Source organism: Paraburkholderia pallida (assembly GCF_004524855.1).
Lineage (GTDB): Bacteria > Pseudomonadota > Gammaproteobacteria > Burkholderiales > Burkholderiaceae > Paraburkholderia > Paraburkholderia oxyphila.
The window spans coordinates 2040488-2056685 of record NZ_CP038148.1 but is presented as its reverse complement, the minus strand read 5'-3'; the positions used below and the strand labels follow the sequence as shown (position 1 = coordinate 2056685).

Here is a 16198-nt window from a genome sequence, read left to right as displayed (position 1 = left end):
CGTGCGTGCCGACTAGAGTTTCTCCTCGCAAACGCGCGCAGCGCTTTCGCGTATCCTGCCCTGACCGCTGCGCGCCTTCGCCGCGAACGAATGCGCCGCGCGGTTCGCCGCCAATCGAAGCCACGCACGGTGGCCCGCGGCGGTTAGACGCACACATAGCGATAAACATCAGTGGAGGAAGACACATGTTGCAATTCAACCGCCGTACCCCCTCCTTGGCCGCCCGCGCGGCGCGACAATTCGCGCTGGCTGGCATCCTGCTCGGCAGCGTGCTCGCCGCGCATGCGCAGTCGAACTCGCCCGTCGGCGTCTGGCAAACGGTGGACGATCACACCGGGCAGCCCAAGGCACTCGTGCAAATCAGCGAGGACGGCAGCGGCGGCCTCAGCGGCAAGGTCATCAAGGGCCTCGGGCCGAACGACAACCCCGACCGCCGCTGCACCGCATGCACGGACTCACGCAAGGACCAGCTGATTCTGGGCATGACGATCATCGACGGCATGAAGCAGGCCGGCAACGAATGGGACGACGGCCACATTCTCGACCCCGAGAACGGCAAAATCTATCGCTGCAAGATGCACACCGAAGAGGGTGGCCAGAAACTGGTGGTGCGCGGCTATCTGGGCATTTCGCTGCTCGGCCGTTCGCAAACCTGGGTACGTCAGCAGTAATTCACGCCCGCCTGAAAAAGCGAAGGCCGCCTTGCAACAAGGCGGCCTCGGCAGGCGTCTAGTGTGCGCATCACGCGCTCGGGGCGCTCGCCCCGTCAAGCGGTGTGCCGGTATACCGAGCGATAGCTGAACGGCTGCGGCACACCGGGCGTGGCCGGGCTGAACGGCGAATTGCGCGGCGCGGACGGCACGCCCGGCACGCCTTCCTGAACGCGCGCAGCGGCCTTTTCGGCACGGCTCAGGTGCTTGCGCATGCGCGTTTCGATGGTGTCGCACAGCGCGACGCCTTCTTCGCCGAAGAGCTCGGCCATCACGCGCTTGAGAACCCCTTCGTCATGCCAGGCTTTGAAGCGCCGGTGGCAGGTTTGATAGGACGGGTAACGGCGCGGCATGGCCGACCACGTGGCGCCGCTATACATGACCCACAGGACGCCGTTGAGCACCGAGCGGGTGTTGGCGAGTGGACGGCCGCGCATTTCCGAGCGCGGACGCAATTCCGGCAGCAGCGGCATCACGCGCTGCCACTCTTCCTCGGTAATATCGCGATGGGGGGTCATGGTCTACTCCTTTGTCAGAACCTGTCCTGACTAAAGATATCGACTTGACCCTGCGGCCCCTATCAGACGAGTCCGAATCTTGAAAAAGCGGATTCGCGCCTGGTTTTGCGACGCCGTGACGGCGTTTTGCGCCCCGGATACCCGGCTCCGGAGGCCTGTGCGTTTAAGTCAGCGACGTATCCACGATGCGGCGCGGCGTTTCGAGATATTCCTTCGACTGCATCTCGACGATGCGCGAAACGGTGCGCGTGAATTCATTGGCCATCGGGCCTTCGACGTAAAGCTGGTCCGGCGGCACCGCCGCCGACATGAGCAGCTTCACCTTGTGGTCGTAAAAAACGTCGATGAGCCAGGTGAAGCGGCGCGCTTCGGACTGCATGCGCGGCGTCATCTGCGGCACGTCCGAGAGGATCACCGCGTGAAAACGGCTCGCGAGCTCGAGATAGTCGTTCTGCGAGCGCGGGCCGCCGCACAGCGTGGCGAAGTCGAACCACACGACGCCATCGGCCTTGCGCAGGGCCTTGAGCTCGCGCTTTTCGATCCGCAGCAACGGGCTTTCGTCGGGCACCGCGGCGAGCTGCGCGAACGAGTGGCGCAGCGCCTTGTCCGCGGCCGCGCCGAGCGGCGTGTGATAGACCTCCACCTGCGCGAGCGTGCGCTGGCGATAGTCGATGCCCGCGTCGACGTTCAGGACATCCAACTTTTCCTTGATGAGCTCGATGGCGGGCAGCATGCGGTCGCGATGCAGGCCATCGGGGTACAGCAAATCGGGATCGTAGTTGGACGTCATCACGAACTGCACGCCGTTCTTGAACAGGCCATCCAAAAGACGATAAAGAATCATCGCGTCGGCGATGTCGGAGACGTGGAATTCGTCGAAGCAGATCAGGCGATAGCGCTTCGCGATGCGCCGCGCGAGTTCGTCGAGCGGGTCGGCCTGGCCCTTGAGCTCTTCGAGCTCGCGGTGCACCTCGCGCATGAATTCGTGAAAGTGCAGACGCGTCTTGCGCTGCAGGGGCACGACCGCATAGAAGCTGTCCATCAGGAAGCTCTTGCCGCGGCCTACGCCGCCCCACATATAGATGCCGCGCGGCAGGTCCGGGTGGTTGATGAGCTTCCAGAACGCATTCGAGCGACGCGACTTGTATGCGGCCCATTCGTCGTAACACCGCTGCAGCCGGTCGATGGCGGCACGCTGGGCCGCGTCGGGTTTGTACCCTCGCTTCTGCAGTTCGTTTTCGTAGTATTCGGTGACGTTCATTTCGTGGACCACAAACGAGTAAAGGCGGGAGGGCAAAAGCCCACCCGCCTCTGTACCAAGGTGCTGCGAGGCAAAACGGCCATCAGAAGACGGCCGCCCTGCCCTGATGCATTACATGTTGAGCGCGCGCTTGTCGGTGGCGAGCGCCGCTTCGCGCATGACTTCGGACAGCGACGGGTGCGGATGGCAGATGCGGCCGATGTCTTCGGCAGCAGCCTTGAATTCCATCGCCACCACGGCTTCCGCGATCAGGTCCGATGCGTTCGCCGAGATGATGTGCACGCCGAGCAGTTCGTCGGTCTTGGCATCGGCGATCATCTTCACGAAGCCGTCGGCCTTGTTGATGCCGAGCGCGCGGCCGTTGGCCATGAACGGGAACTGGCCCGTCTTGATGTCACGGCCTTCAGCCTTCAGCTGCTGCTCCGTCTTGCCGACCCATGCGATTTCCGGCTCGGTGTAGATCACCCACGGAATGCAGTTGTAGTCGATGTGCGGCTTCTGGCCGTCGATGATCTCGGCCACCAGCACGCCTTCGTCTTCGGCCTTGTGCGCGAGCATCGGGCCGCGCACCACGTCGCCGATCGCGTAGACGTTCGGCACCGCCGTTGCGCAGTGGTCGTCCACGTCGATGAAGCCGCGCTCGTTGGCCTTCAGGCCAATGGCTTCGAGACCGAGGTTGTCGGTGTTCGGCACGCGGCCAACCGACACGATCAGGCGGTCGGCTTCGAGCACTTGCGCGTTGCCGTCCTTGTCCGTGTAGTTGATCGTGACGTTCTTGTCCGTCGCCTTCACTTCGCCGACCTTCACGCCAACGTGAATGTCGAGACCCTGCTTCTTGAAGAGCTTTGCAGCTTCCTTCGCGAGCGACTGGTCAGCGGCGCCGAGGAATTCCGGCAGCGCTTCGAGGATCGTGACTTCGGCACCAAGACGGCGCCACACCGAGCCGAGCTCCAGGCCGATCACGCCTGCGCCGATCACAGCCAGCTTCTTCGGCACCGCGTCGAACGTGAGCGCGCCTTCGTTGTCGGCGATGATCTTGTTGTCGACCGGCATGCCCGGCAGATGGCGAGCCTTCGAACCCGTTGCGATGATGACGTTCTTCGCCGTGACGACTTCGGTCTCGCCCTCGCCGCTCACTTCGATCTGCACGCCCGCGTCGGTCTTGCCCGTGAACTTGCCGTGACCCTTGAGCCAGGTGATCTTGTTCTTGCGGAACAGGAACTCGATGCCCTTGGTCATCTTCTCGACGATCCCGTCCTTGCGGGCGAGCATCTTGGCGATGTCGATCGACACGTCGCCGACGTTGATGCCGTGGTCGGCCAGGTGATGCTGCGCGCTTTCGAACTCTTCCGACGAGGCGAGCAGCGCCTTCGACGGAATGCAGCCCACGTTCAGGCAGGTGCCGCCGAGCTTCAGCGTGCCGGCCGGGTTCTTCCATTTTTCGATACAGGCAACCGACTTGCCGAGCTGCGCGGCGCGGATCGCCGCGATATAGCCGCCAGGGCCGGCGCCGATCACGACGACGTCAAATTCTTTGGACATGGTCATCCTTTCGATACGTGAGCGCCACGCGCGGAGTCCGGCTTCCGGAATCCGCGCGCGCGACGCTCAGTGTGAGACTGGATGCGCGAGCAGGACGTGAGCCCCGGCTCGCGCTACAACGCGAATTACAGGTCGAGCAGCAGGCGAGCCGGATCTTCCAGCGCGTCCTTCATCGCGACCAGCGACAGGACGGCTTCGCGGCCGTCGATGATGCGGTGGTCATACGACATCGCGAGGTAGTTCATCGGACGGATCACGATCTGGCCGTTCTCGACCACCGCGCGTTCCTTCGTCGCGTGCACGCCGAGGATCGCCGACTGCGGCGGGTTGATGATCGGGGTCGAGAGCATCGAGCCGAACACACCGCCGTTCGAGATCGAGAACGTGCCGCCCGTCATTTCCTCGATCGACAGCTTGCCGTCCTTGGCCTTCTGGCCGAATTCGGCGATCTTCTTCTCGATGTCGGCGAGGCTCATCTGGTCTGCGTTGCGCAGGATGGGCACCACCAGACCGCGCGGCGAGCCGACAGCGATACCGATGTCGAAGTAGCCGTGATAGACGATGTCGTTGCCGTCGATCGACGCGTTGACGAGCGGGAACTTCTTGAGGGCGTGAACCGCAGCCTTCACGAAGAACGACATGAAGCCGAGCTTCACGCCGTGTTCCTTCTCGAACTTGTCCTTGTACTTGTTGCGCAGGTCCATGACCGGCGCCATGTTCACTTCGTTGAACGTCGTGAGGATGGCGTTGGTTTGCTGCGACTCGAGCAGACGCTCGGCGATACGCGCACGCAGGCGCGACATCGGCACGCGCTGTTCCGGACGGTTGTTGAGCCAGTTGGCAGCCGATGCCGGTGCGTTGACTTGCGGCAGCGAGGGCTTCGCGGCGGCGGCCGGCTTCGCAGCCGGTGCGGCGGCGGGAGCGGCCTTCGGTGCGCCGGCGCCGAGCACGTCCTGCTTCGTGATGCGGCCGTCGCGGCCCGTGCCGGCGACGTCGCCGCCCGACAGGCCTTGCTCCGCCATCAGCTTCGAAGCGGCGGGCGATGCGACCGTGCTGCTGCCCGTCGATGCGGCAGCGGCCGGTGCGGCTGCAGGAGCTGCGGCTGCAGCCGGTGCGGCAGCAGCGGCGGGAGCGGCAACGGCGCCAGCCTTGGCTTCCGTGTCGATCTTCGCGATCAGCTGTTCGCTCGTGACGGTTGCGCCGTCGCCCACGAGGATCTCGGCCAGCACGCCGGCAGCCGGCGCGGGCACTTCGAGCACGACCTTATCGGTTTCGATCTCGATGACGACTTCGTCCTGGGCAACTGCTTCGCCCGGCTTCTTCTTCCACTGCAGCATCGTGCCTTCCGACACCGACTCCGAAAACTGAGGGACCTTGACTTCTACGATAGCCATGTGATTTTCCTGAATACTTGTCCGGGGACTTTCCCCATATGACGAACCGGGTCGCGCACGTGAGCGCGGGAAAGCGCGTGATCCATGAGTCGCGCTTTCCCGGTTCGATTCGCTCTATGTGTGCTTACTTCGCGAGTTGCGCGCCCTTCAGGCGGCCGAACGCACCTTCGATCAGCGACTTCTGCTGCTCGTAGTGCTTCGCGTAGTAGCCGACGGCCGGCGAGGCGGAAGCGGGACGGCCGCTGTAGGCGAGCTTCTGTCCTTCCTTCATGCCTTCCTTCAGATGGTGCTCGATGTAGAACCACGGGCCCTGATTCTGCGGCTCGTCCTGCACCCAGACCACTTCGGTCGCGTTGTCGTACTTCTTCATTTCCGCTTCGAACTGCTTGTGCGCGAACGGATAGAGCTGTTCGATACGGATGATCGCGACGTCGTTCGACTTCGATTCGCGGCGATGCGCGACGAGGTCGTAGTACACGCGGCCCGAGCAGGCGACCACGCGCTTGACCTTCTTCGCGTCGATGGCGTCGTCCACTTCACCGATGACCGGCTGGAACGTGCCCTTCGCGAGTTCGGACAGATCCGACACAGCTTCCTTGTGGCGCAGCAGCGACTTCGGCGTGAAGATGATGAGCGGCTTGCGGAACAGGCGGATCATCTGGCGGCGCAGCACGTGGAAGATCTGTGCCGGCGTGGTCGGCTGAACGACCTGCATGTTGTGCTCGGCGCACAGTTGCAGGAAACGCTCGATACGCGCCGACGAGTGCTCCGGACCCTGGCCTTCATAGCCGTGCGGCAGCAGCATCGTGAGACCCGAAACACGGCCCCACTTCACTTCGCCCGACGAGATGAACTGGTCGATCACGACCTGCGCGCCGTTCACGAAGTCGCCGAACTGGCCTTCCCACGCGACGAGCGTGTTCGGCTCAGCCGTCGAATAGCCGTACTCGAAGCCGAGCACCGCTTCTTCGGAGAGCACCGAGTCGATCACCGTGAACTGCGCCTGGTTCTCGCCGATGTTCTGCAGCGGGATGTAGGTGCCGTCGTTCCAGCGCTCGCGGTTCTGGTCGTGCAGAACGGCGTGACGGTGCGTGAACGTGCCGCGGCCCGAGTCCTGGCCCGTCAGACGGACCGAGTAGCCCGAGGCGACCAGCGACGCGAACGCGAGGTGCTCGCCCATGCCCCAGTCGAGCTTCGCTTCGCCCTTGCCCATCGCGCGGCGGTCGTTAATGACGCGCTCGACCAGCGGGTGAACCTTGAAGTTCTCGGGGATCGTGGTGATGCGCTCGGCCAGACGCTTGAGCTCGGCGAGCGGCACGGCCGTGTCGGCGGCGTCGGTCCACTTGCGGTTCAGGAACGGCACCCAGTCCACCGCGTACTTGCTCTTGTAGTTCGAGAGCACGGGGTCGACCGTGTGGTGGCCTTCGTCCATCGCGGCGCGGTAGGCCTTGACGTAGTTGTCGCCGTCTTCAGCCGTGATCACGCCCTGCTGCACGAGCTTCTCGGCGTACAGCGCACGGGTGCCCGGGTGCTTCGCGATGGTCTTGTACATCAGCGGCTGCGTCACCGCCGGGGTGTCCTGCTCGTTGTGGCCGAGCTTGCGGAAGCAGATGATGTCGACCACGACATCCTTGTGGAACTGCATGCGGAATTCAACCGCGAGCTGGATCGCCAGCACGACCGCTTCCGGATCGTCGCCGTTCACGTGCAGAACGGGCGCCTCGATCATCTTGACGACGTCGGTACAGTACAGCGTCGAGCGTGCGTCGCGCGGGTCCGAGGTCGTGAAGCCGATCTGGTTGTTGATGACGACGTGCAGCGTGCCGTGCGTGCCGTAACCACGCGTTTGCGCGAGGTTCAGCGTTTCCATCACGACACCCTGGCCAGCGAAGGCCGCGTCGCCGTGAATCTGCACCGGCAGCACTTGCAGGCCGTTGTCGTCGCCGCGGCGGTCCATACGGGCCTTCGCCGAACCCTCGACCACCGGGTTGACGATTTCGAGGTGCGACGGGTTGAACGCGAGCGAGAGGTGGACCGGACCGCCTTCGGTCGCCACGTCCGACGAGAAGCCCTTGTGGTACTTCACATCGCCGGCCGGCAGGTCGTCCACGTGCTTGCCTTCGAATTCGGCAAACAGGTCCGACGGCATCTTGCCGAGCGTGTTCACGAGCACATTCAGGCGGCCACGGTGGGCCATGCCGATGATGATTTCCTGCACGCCCTTCGCGCCCGCGTGACGAACGACTTCGTCCATCGCGGCGATGAAGGACTCGCCGCCTTCGAGCGAGAAGCGCTTCTGGCCGACGTACTTGGTGTGCAGGAAGCGCTCGAGACCTTCGGCGGCCGTCAGGCGCTGCAGGATGTGCTTCTTCTTGTCGTTCGAGAAGTTCGGCGTCGAGCGAATCGACTCGAGACGCTCCTTCCACCAGCGCTTTTGCTCAGGATCGCTGATGTACATGTACTCGGCGCCGATCGTGCCGCAGTACGTGTCGCGCAGCGCCTTGACGATCTCGCGCAGCGACGCGCGCTCGAAACCGAAATACAGGTTCGTGGCGCTGAACGTCTCGTCCATGTCGGCTTCGGTGAAGTCGTAGAACGCGGGCTCGAGCTCGGGGATGTTCGGACGTTCGCGGCGCTTGAGCGGATCGAGATTGGCCCATTGCGAGCCAAGGAATCGATAAGCACCAATCAGGGACTGAACGTAAACTTGCTTGCGCGCCGTGGCGAGATCTTCGCCACCGCCGCGCGGGATGAACGCATTGGCCTTGGCGCGCTGGGCAAACGACTCGACGATCGGCCCATGGGCGATGTCGTTGTCGGTCGTGCCGCTCGACGACGGCACGTTTTGCAGTGCGTCGAAGTATTCACGCCAGGTGTCCGGTACGGACGCAGGGTTATCAAGATATGCTTCGTATTGCTCTTCGACATACGGAGCATTGCCGCCGAACAGGTAGGAGTTCAGCTGAAACTGCTTCATCGTTTCCGACATTTACGCTCACCTTTCTTCGAGTTTCTCGAGAAATAGCGGGTTACTCAACCTTCCGCGCCACGGCCTGACCGTTTAGCGGATTGCGAATCAAGTCTGCTTGGAAGGACCTAAATCATGCATCCGCGGAGGATATCACAGAAGTGATACTCCCCATAGATTGCAATGTGGCACAAGCGCACACGCAAACCCTTTGCAGACGGGCCTTTGCGGCGTTTGCAACGCACTCTTCTTGCACTGCAACGCAATTGCCGCCGGATGCAAAAAAGCCGCCCACATAGAGGCGGCTTTCCTGGCTCCTTACTTGCATTGCAGTGCGCAAAAAATCAATGACTGCGCTTACTCGGCAGCGCCTTCGCGGCTCGCGCGGCGACGCTCGTGCTCTTTCAGATGGCGCTTGCGCAGGCGGATCGACTGCGGCGTGACTTCCACGAGCTCGTCGTCGTCGATGAATTCCACTGCGTACTCGAGCGACATCTGGATCGGCGGCACGAGGCGCACGGCTTCGTCGGTGCCCGAGGCGCGCACGTTGGTGAGCTGCTTGCCCTTGATCGGGTTCACGACGAGGTCGTTGTCGCGGCTGTGAATGCCGATGATCATGCCTTCATAGAGCGCGTCGCCCGGCTTCACGAACATGCGGCCGCGGTCCTGCAGCTTCCACAGCGCGTAGGCGACGGCGGCGCCGTCGTCCTGCGAGATCAGCACGCCGTTGCGGCGCTCGCCGAGCGTGCCTTCCTTGATCGGGCCGTAGGCGTCGAACACGTGGCTCATGAGGCCCGTGCCGCGCGTGAGCGTCATGAACTCGCCCTGGAAGCCGATCAGGCCACGCGCCGGAATGCGGTACTCCAGACGCGTGCGGCCGCGGCTGTCCGAAGCCATGTCGAGCATTTCGCCCTTGCGGCGGCCCAGCTCTTCCATCACGCCGCCCTGGTGGCTGTCTTCGACGTCCACGGTCAGCATTTCGTACGGCTCCTGCTTCACGCCGTCGACTTCGTGCAGCACCACGCGCGGACGCGACACGGCCAGCTCGTAGCCTTCGCGGCGCATGTTTTCGATCAGGATCGTGAGGTGCAGCTCGCCACGGCCCGACACTTCGAACGTGGTTTCGTCGCCGGTGTCCTTCACGCGCAGCGCGACGTTGTGGTTCAGTTCCTTCGTGAGACGGTCGCGGATCTGGCGGCTCGTCACGAACTTGCCTTCCTTGCCCGCGAGCGGCGAGGAGTTCACGAGGAAGTTCATCGTGAGCGTCGGCTCGTCCACCGTGATCATCGGCAGCGCTTCGGGGGTGTCGACCGCGCAGATCGTGGCGCCGATGCCGATGTCTTCAATGCCGTTGATCAGCACGATGTCGCCGGCTTCGGCCGATTCGACCTGCACGCGCTCGAGGCCGCTGAACGACAGCACCTGGTTGATCTTGCGGTTCATCACGTCGCCTTCCGGACCGAAGCGCAGCGCGACCGGCTGACCCGGCTTGATGCGGCCGCGCTTGATGCGGCCCACGCCGATACGGCCAACGTAGGTCGAGTAGTCGAGCGACGTGATCTGCAGCTGGAGCGGACCTTCCGGGTCGGCGTCGCGCACCGGCACGTGTTCGAGGATCGCTTCGAACAGCGGGCGCATGTCGCCTTCGCGCGCATCGGCGGAGAGCGACGCGTAGCCGTTCAGGCCCGAGGCGTAGACGACCGGGAAGTCGAGCTGCTCTTCGGTCGCGCCGAGCTTGTCGAACAGATCGAAGGTCTGGTTGATGACCCAGTCGATACGCGCACCCGGGCGGTCGATCTTGTTGACGACGACGATCGGCTTCAGGCCGAGCGCGAGCGCCTTCTTCGTGACGAAGCGCGTTTGCGGCATCGGGCCTTCCACGGCGTCGACGAGCAGCAGCACCGAGTCGACCATCGAGAGCACGCGTTCCACTTCGCCGCCGAAGTCGGCGTGGCCCGGGGTGTCGACGATGTTGATGTGGGTGCCTTCGTACTCGACCGCGCAGTTCTTCGCGAGAATCGTGATCCCGCGCTCTTTTTCGATGTCGTTCGAGTCCATGACGCGTTCGGCGATCTGCTGGTTGTCGCGGAAGGTGCCGGACTGGCGCAGCAGTTGGTCGACGAGCGTGGTCTTGCCGTGGTCGACGTGGGCAATGATGGCGATGTTGCGAAGGGCGCGGGACATAGGAACCTGGGTACAGTTGAGTGCGCCGCGCATGCCCTGCTGGCAGGCCCGGCTCGGACACGCGGCCGCCGCCTCGATCCGTCCGGGAGTTTCTGCCGGCGGACCAGTTCAGCATCGCTGCGATGACGCACTTTTGGGAACCTGAAATTATAGCACGTGAGGATGAATTGATCGTGCTCATACCCAGGGCGCGTGAAAGGGCTCAAGTGGGCGCCCTGGTCGCAGCCTTCCTCCTGGACTCGCCCAGCCGCTTGTGGCTGGGCGCCCCGCCGGGGGCGATTTTCTCACGCGCATCCGGGCCTAATTAAGACCTTACCCGGCAAAGGTTTCTTCGCCTCTCCACAATAAACCCTTGCCGCGTCAACTAACCGACCCTATAATTGCTGCCTGGTCAATCATTGCAGTCGCAGCAGAAACATGACGGATCCGACTCCCACAGTGCCTCCTGAAGTCCGCGATTACGACTTCGGCGAAAGCGCGGGCTACCTCATTTCGCGGGTGAGATCGACGATGTCGAACCTGATCACCCAGCGCACCGTCGCCGAGCTCGGCGTGACGAGCCAGCAAGCCAGCGTGCTGTTCATGGTGGCGAGCGGCAAGTGCGTGCTCGCGGCGGAGCTCGCGCGCGAGTACGGCATCGACGCGAGCGCGGTGACGCGCCTCGTCGACCGGCTCGAAAAACGCGGCCTCCTCAAGCGCGTGCGCAGCTCCGAGGACCGCCGCGCCGTGCGCCTTGCGCTCACGCCCGAGGGCGAGGCCATCGCCGCGCGCATGCCGGCGATCTTCACGAGCGTGACGGATCAGCTCTTCCAGGGCCTCACGCCCGAGGAGATCGGCTTCCTGAAGAGCATGTTGCGGCGCGTTCTCTCCAATAGCTGCGAAGCTATCCAGAATTCGGGCACGGGTGCGGGGCAAAACCCGCCGGCCAATTGATGACGCGGCAAGCAAATTCGAGATCGCTGCAAACAAAAATAGCTGCAACGTCCAGTATTACCTCACCTTCTCACGCCATGAGACGAGCAATGAAACCTCAAACCCAGTTTGCGCCAGCGCTCTCCTGCCGGGGAGCCGTCGCCGCCGCGGTGGCGGCGCTCGCGCTCGCGGGCTGCGCGAACTACTTCGGCGTCAAGAGCGACAAGACCATCGCGCAACCGCAACAGTTCGAGACCTCGCAGAGCATTCCGGCCGAGGGCGGCCAATGGCCGACGCTCGACTGGGCGCAGCAGTTCGGCGACCCGCAGTTGCCCAAGCTGATCGACGAGGCGCTCGAGGGCAGCCCCACCATCGCACAGGCGCAGGCGCGTATCGCCAAGGCGTCGTCGTATATCGAGACGTCGAAAGCGGGGCTCTACCCGAAGGCCAACGCGAGCTATTCGTGGACCCGCGAGATCTACACGGAAAACACCATCTTCCCGCCGCCTTACGGCGGCAGCTGGTATAGCGAGAACAACGTCCTCGCGAGCGCTTCGTGGGATCTGGACCTTTGGGGCAAGAACCGCCAGCGCCTCGCCCAGGCCGTCTCACAGCAGCGCGCCGCCCAGGCCGACATGCAGCAGGCGCGCATCACGCTCGCCTCATCGGTCGCGCGCACCTACAACCAGCTCGCCCAGCTCTACGCGCTGCGCGACATCGCCGCACGCGAGATCGACAACCGCAAGACCATCGGCACGATCACCGACGGCCGCGTGGTGGCGGGCCTCGACACCAATGTCGAGCGCCAGACCGCGAACGGCAACATCGCGACGAGCCAGGCCAACCTCACGCAGCTCGACGGGCAGATCCAGAGCGTGCGCTATCAGCTGGGCGCGCTGCTCGGCAAGGGCCCGGACCGCGGCCTGCAGATCGCGCAGCCGGTGCTCAACCCGGTCGCCAAGGTGGCCCTGCCCGGCAACCTGCCCGCCGACCTCGTGGCGCGCCGCCCGGATATCGTCGCCGCGCGCTGGCAGGTCGAGGCCGCGATGCACGACGTGAAGGAAGCCAAGGCCGAGTTCTATCCGGACGTGAACCTTGCGGCCGCCGCCGGCCTCGATGCATTCGGCTGGGGCAAATTCCTCACCTTCTCGAGCCGCCAGATGAACTTCGGCCCGGCCGTGCATCTGCCGATCTTCGACGCGGGCGCGCTGCGCGCGCAGTTGAAGGGCCGCTATGCCGACTTCGACCTCGATGTGGCGAACTACAACCAGACGCTCATCAACGCGTTCCAGGAAGTGGCCACGCAGGTCTCGTCGATCCGCTCGGCGGACCAGCAGCTCGTGGACGCCCAGCGCGCGCTCGACGCCTCGACCAAGGCGTACCAGCTCGCTGTGATCCGCTACAAGGCGGGGCTCTCGGAACAGCTCCAGGTGCTCAACGCCGACCAGAACCGTCTCGCCGCGGAACAAACCGTCTCGAACCTCAAGATGCAGCGCCGCGACCAGCAGATGGCGCTCATCACGGCGCTCGGCGGCGGCTTCGACGCGCACGACGCAGCTCTCGCACCGCCGGTCGAGATCGGCAGCGACTCGAAGGGCCAGAGCGACGTGAACGGCGGCCCGTGGCGCGACGCGCCGTGGACCGTGCCGCCCGCGCCGTCGGCGGCCTCGTCCGCGAGCGCCGCCACGGCCGCGAACTGAACACCAACACTCGAACGAACAGCACGCACGAACCCGGAGATCCTTCCATGAGCACCCCCCAGCAACCGGCGGCCAATCCGCAGCCGAACGCGACCAACGGCAAGCGCAAGCGCATGATGACGCTGCTTGTGCTCGTGATCGTGATTGCAGCCATTGCCTACGGCCTCTACTACTTCCTCGTCGCGCGCTTCACCGAGAGCACCGACGACGCCTACGTGAACGGCAACGTCGTGCAGATCACGCCGCAGGTGACCGGCACGGTGATCGCCGTGAACGCCGACGACACGCAGACCGTGAAGATCGGCGACCCGCTCGTCTTGCTCGACCCCGCCGACTCGCGCATCGCGCTGCAACAGGCCGAGGCGAATCTCGGCCAGACGGTGCGCCAGGTGCGCGGCCTCTTCGCCGACGACAGCCAGTACCAGGCGCAAGTCGCCCAACGTCAGTCCGACCTCTCGCGCGCCCAGGACGACCTGCGGCGCCGCATGGAGGTCGCGCAGACGGGCGCCGTCTCGCAGGAAGAAATCTCGCACGCCCGCGACGCCGTGAAGAGCGCCGATGCCGCGCTCGAAGCCGCGCAGCAGCAGCTCGCCGCGAACCGCGCGCTCACCGCGAACACCACCATCGCCAATCACCCGAACGTGATGGCCGCCGCGGCCAAGGTGCGCGACGCCTATCTCGCCAACGCGCGCAACACGCTGCCCGCGCCGGTGACCGGCTATGTGGCCAAGCGCTCGGTGCAGGTGGGCCAGCGCGTCTCGCCGGGCACGCCGCTCATGTCGGTGGTGCCGCTGAACGCCGTGTGGGTGGACGCCAACTTCAAGGAAGTGCAGCTCAAGCACATGAGCATCGGCCAGCCGGTCGAGATGACGGCGGACGTGTACGGCTCGTCGGTGGTCTTTCACGGCAAGGTGGTGGGCTTCTCGGCGGGCACGGGCTCGGCCTTCTCGCTGTTGCCCGCGCAGAACGCCACGGGTAACTGGATCAAGGTGGTGCAGCGCCTGCCAGTGCGCATCTCGCTCGATCCGCAAGAGCTGGAGAAGCATCCGCTGCGCATCGGCCTCTCGATGCAAGTGGACGTGAACATCAAGAACGATACGGGCAGCCAGCTCGGCAACGCGCCGAACACGGTTTACCAGACTGACGTGTTCGCGAAGTACGGCGACGAAGCCGATGCGGAAATCGCCCGCATCATCGTGGAAAACGCAGGCCAGAATGCGGCCAAGGCGCAGGTTTCGTCGGCCGCCACCGGTGCCGGCGCGGCGAAACCCGCAGCCAAGCTGATGTAAGCCCGCGCGCGCCACCCGGAAGTCAACCACGAAGCACTCAATGGCAGCACAACAACCCGTAGTCCATCCGCCGTTGCAAGGCGCGCAACTCGTGATCGGCACCATCGCGGTGTCGCTCGCGGTGTTCATGAACGTGCTGGACACCTCGATCGCGAACGTGTCGATCCCGTCGATCTCGGGCGACCTCGGCGTCGCCTCCGATCAGGGCACGTGGGTCATCACCTCGTTCGCGGTCGCCAACGCGATCTCCGTGCCGCTCACGGGCTGGCTCACCGAGCGCGTCGGCCAGGTGCGCCTGTTCATGGCGTCGATCATCCTGTTCGTGATCTCGTCGTGGCTGTGCGGCCTCGCGCCCACGCTGCCCTTCCTGCTCGCCTCGCGCGTGCTGCAGGGCGCCGTCGCGGGCCCGATGATCCCGCTCTCGCAAACGCTGCTGCTCGCGAGCTATCCGCGCGCGAAGGCGCCCATCGCGCTCTCGATGTGGTCGATGACCACGCTGATCGCGCCGGTGGCGGGCCCCATTCTCGGCGGCTGGATCTCGGACAACATCTCGTGGCCGTGGATCTTCTATGTGAACATCCCCGTGGGCATCGTGGCCGCGCTCGCCACGTGGACGATCTTCCGCAACCGCGATTCGGCCATCAAGAAGGCGCCCATCGACGGCGTGGGCCTGGGTCTCCTGATCGTCTGGGTCGGCTCGCTGCAGATCATGCTCGACAAAGGCAAGGACCTCGACTGGTTCGCCTCCACCACCATCGTCGTGCTCGCGCTCACGGCAGTCATTGCGTTCGCGTTCTTCGTGATCTGGGAGCTGACCGCCGATCACCCGGTGGTCGACCTGTCGCTGTTCGCGCGGCGCAACTTCACGGGCGCGACGATCGCGCTCTCGGTGGGCTACGGCCTCTACTTCGGCAATCTCGTGCTGCTGCCGTTGTGGCTGCAAACCACGCTCGGCTACACCGCGACCGACGCGGGCATCGTGATGGCGCCGGTGGGCTTCTTCGCGATCATGCTCTCGCCGATCACGGGCCGCATCCTGCCGCGCACCGACCCGCGCTATATCGCGACGGCGGCGTTCGTGGTGTTCGCGCTGTGCTTCTGGATGCGTTCGCAGTACACGACCGGCGTGGATACCTGGGCGCTCACGGTGCCCACCTTGATCCAGGGGATCGGCATGGCGGGCCTGTTCATCCCGCTCGTCTCGATCACGCTTTCGGGCCTGCCGGGCAACCGCATTCCGGCGGCTTCGGGTCTGTCGAACTTCGTGCGGATCATGTGCGGCGGCATCGGCACCTCGATCTTCGAGACGGCGTGGGACCATCGCACGACGTTCCACCACGCGCGCCTCACCGAGCAAGCCACGCCGACCAACCCGATCTTCAATCAGTCGATGCAGCAGATGCAGAACGCGACCGGGCTCGATCCCTCGCAGGCGCATGGCATGTTCGACCGCATGGTCACGCAGCAGGCGGCGCAGCTTGGTGTGAACGACCTGTTCTGGATTTCCTCGGCGATCTTTATCGTGCTGATCGGGCTGATCTGGATCACGCGCCCCGAGCGCACGAGCAGCGCCGACGCGGGCGCGGCGGCTTCGGCGGCGCATTGAGTGAGGCTGCGTTGACGCTATTGCGCGTGCAATAGCGCATCCCCTCGCTCAAGCCACACCAATAAAAATGGCACGTCCGGTTCAACACCGGCGTGCCATTTTTTTCGTCTCTAG

General features: G+C 64.4%; 11 protein-coding genes. 5 read left to right on the top strand and 6 right to left on the bottom strand.

Annotation, left to right across the window (positions count from 1 at the left end; translation table 11 throughout):
* Nucleotides 1-185: 185 nt before the first annotated feature.
* Nucleotides 186-671, top strand: coding sequence for a DUF2147 domain-containing protein (locus E1956_RS09295; protein WP_134748330.1), 486 nt, complete (start codon nt 186-188; stop codon nt 669-671).
* Between the two features lie 95 nt (nt 672-766).
* On the opposite strand, the gene E1956_RS09290 is transcribed toward E1956_RS09295, so the two are convergent.
* The 6 genes from E1956_RS09290 to typA all read right to left on the bottom strand — a co-directional run bounded on the left by E1956_RS09290 (nt 767) and on the right by typA (nt 10577).
* A complete protein-coding gene (locus E1956_RS09290; RefSeq protein ID WP_028216717.1) occupies nt 767-1228 on the bottom strand; it encodes a transposase in 462 nt (153 codons plus the stop codon).
* Between the two features lie 163 nt (nt 1229-1391).
* The gene (gene zapE / locus E1956_RS09285) at nt 1392-2489 is read right to left on the bottom strand and encodes a cell division protein ZapE (protein ID WP_134748329.1); all 1098 of its coding nucleotides are present in this window, start codon (nt 2487-2489) and stop codon (nt 1392-1394) included.
* A 111-nt stretch (nt 2490-2600) separates the two neighbouring features.
* Nucleotides 2601-4031, bottom strand: coding sequence for a dihydrolipoyl dehydrogenase (lpdA, locus tag E1956_RS09280; RefSeq protein ID WP_134748328.1), 1431 nt, complete (start codon nt 4029-4031; stop codon nt 2601-2603).
* Between the two features lie 125 nt (nt 4032-4156).
* Nucleotides 4157-5425, bottom strand: coding sequence for a 2-oxoglutarate dehydrogenase complex dihydrolipoyllysine-residue succinyltransferase (gene odhB, locus E1956_RS09275; RefSeq protein WP_134748327.1), 1269 nt, complete (start codon nt 5423-5425; stop codon nt 4157-4159).
* A 124-nt stretch (nt 5426-5549) separates the two neighbouring features.
* Entirely contained in the window at nt 5550-8414 is a 2865-nt protein-coding gene (locus E1956_RS09270) for a 2-oxoglutarate dehydrogenase E1 component (protein WP_134748326.1), read from the bottom strand.
* 336 nt (nt 8415-8750) lie between these two features.
* Complete coding sequence (typA, locus tag E1956_RS09265; protein ID WP_134748325.1) at nt 8751-10577, bottom strand: translational GTPase TypA; 1827 nt, start codon at nt 10575-10577, stop codon at nt 8751-8753.
* A gap of 417 nt (nt 10578-10994) precedes the next feature.
* Here typA and E1956_RS09260 point away from each other — a divergent pair, with 417 nt between their 5' ends.
* From E1956_RS09260 to E1956_RS09245, 4 genes are all read left to right on the top strand, one after another.
* Nucleotides 10995-11510 carry a MarR family winged helix-turn-helix transcriptional regulator gene (locus E1956_RS09260; protein ID WP_134748324.1) on the top strand — a complete coding sequence of 172 codons (516 nt, stop codon included), beginning with the start codon at nt 10995-10997 and terminating at the stop codon, nt 11508-11510.
* An 89-nt stretch (nt 11511-11599) separates the two neighbouring features.
* Nucleotides 11600-13189 (top strand): efflux transporter outer membrane subunit, encoded by a 1590-nt coding sequence (locus E1956_RS09255; RefSeq protein ID WP_134748323.1) that lies wholly within the window; start codon nt 11600-11602, stop codon nt 13187-13189.
* Between the two features lie 47 nt (nt 13190-13236).
* Nucleotides 13237-14478 (top strand): EmrA/EmrK family multidrug efflux transporter periplasmic adaptor subunit, encoded by a 1242-nt coding sequence (locus E1956_RS09250; protein WP_134748322.1) that lies wholly within the window; start codon nt 13237-13239, stop codon nt 14476-14478.
* Nucleotides 14479-14518: 40 nt separating this feature from the next.
* A complete protein-coding gene (locus E1956_RS09245) occupies nt 14519-16084 on the top strand; it encodes a DHA2 family efflux MFS transporter permease subunit (RefSeq protein ID WP_134748321.1) in 1566 nt (521 codons plus the stop codon).
* Nucleotides 16085-16198: the final 114 nt, after the last annotated feature.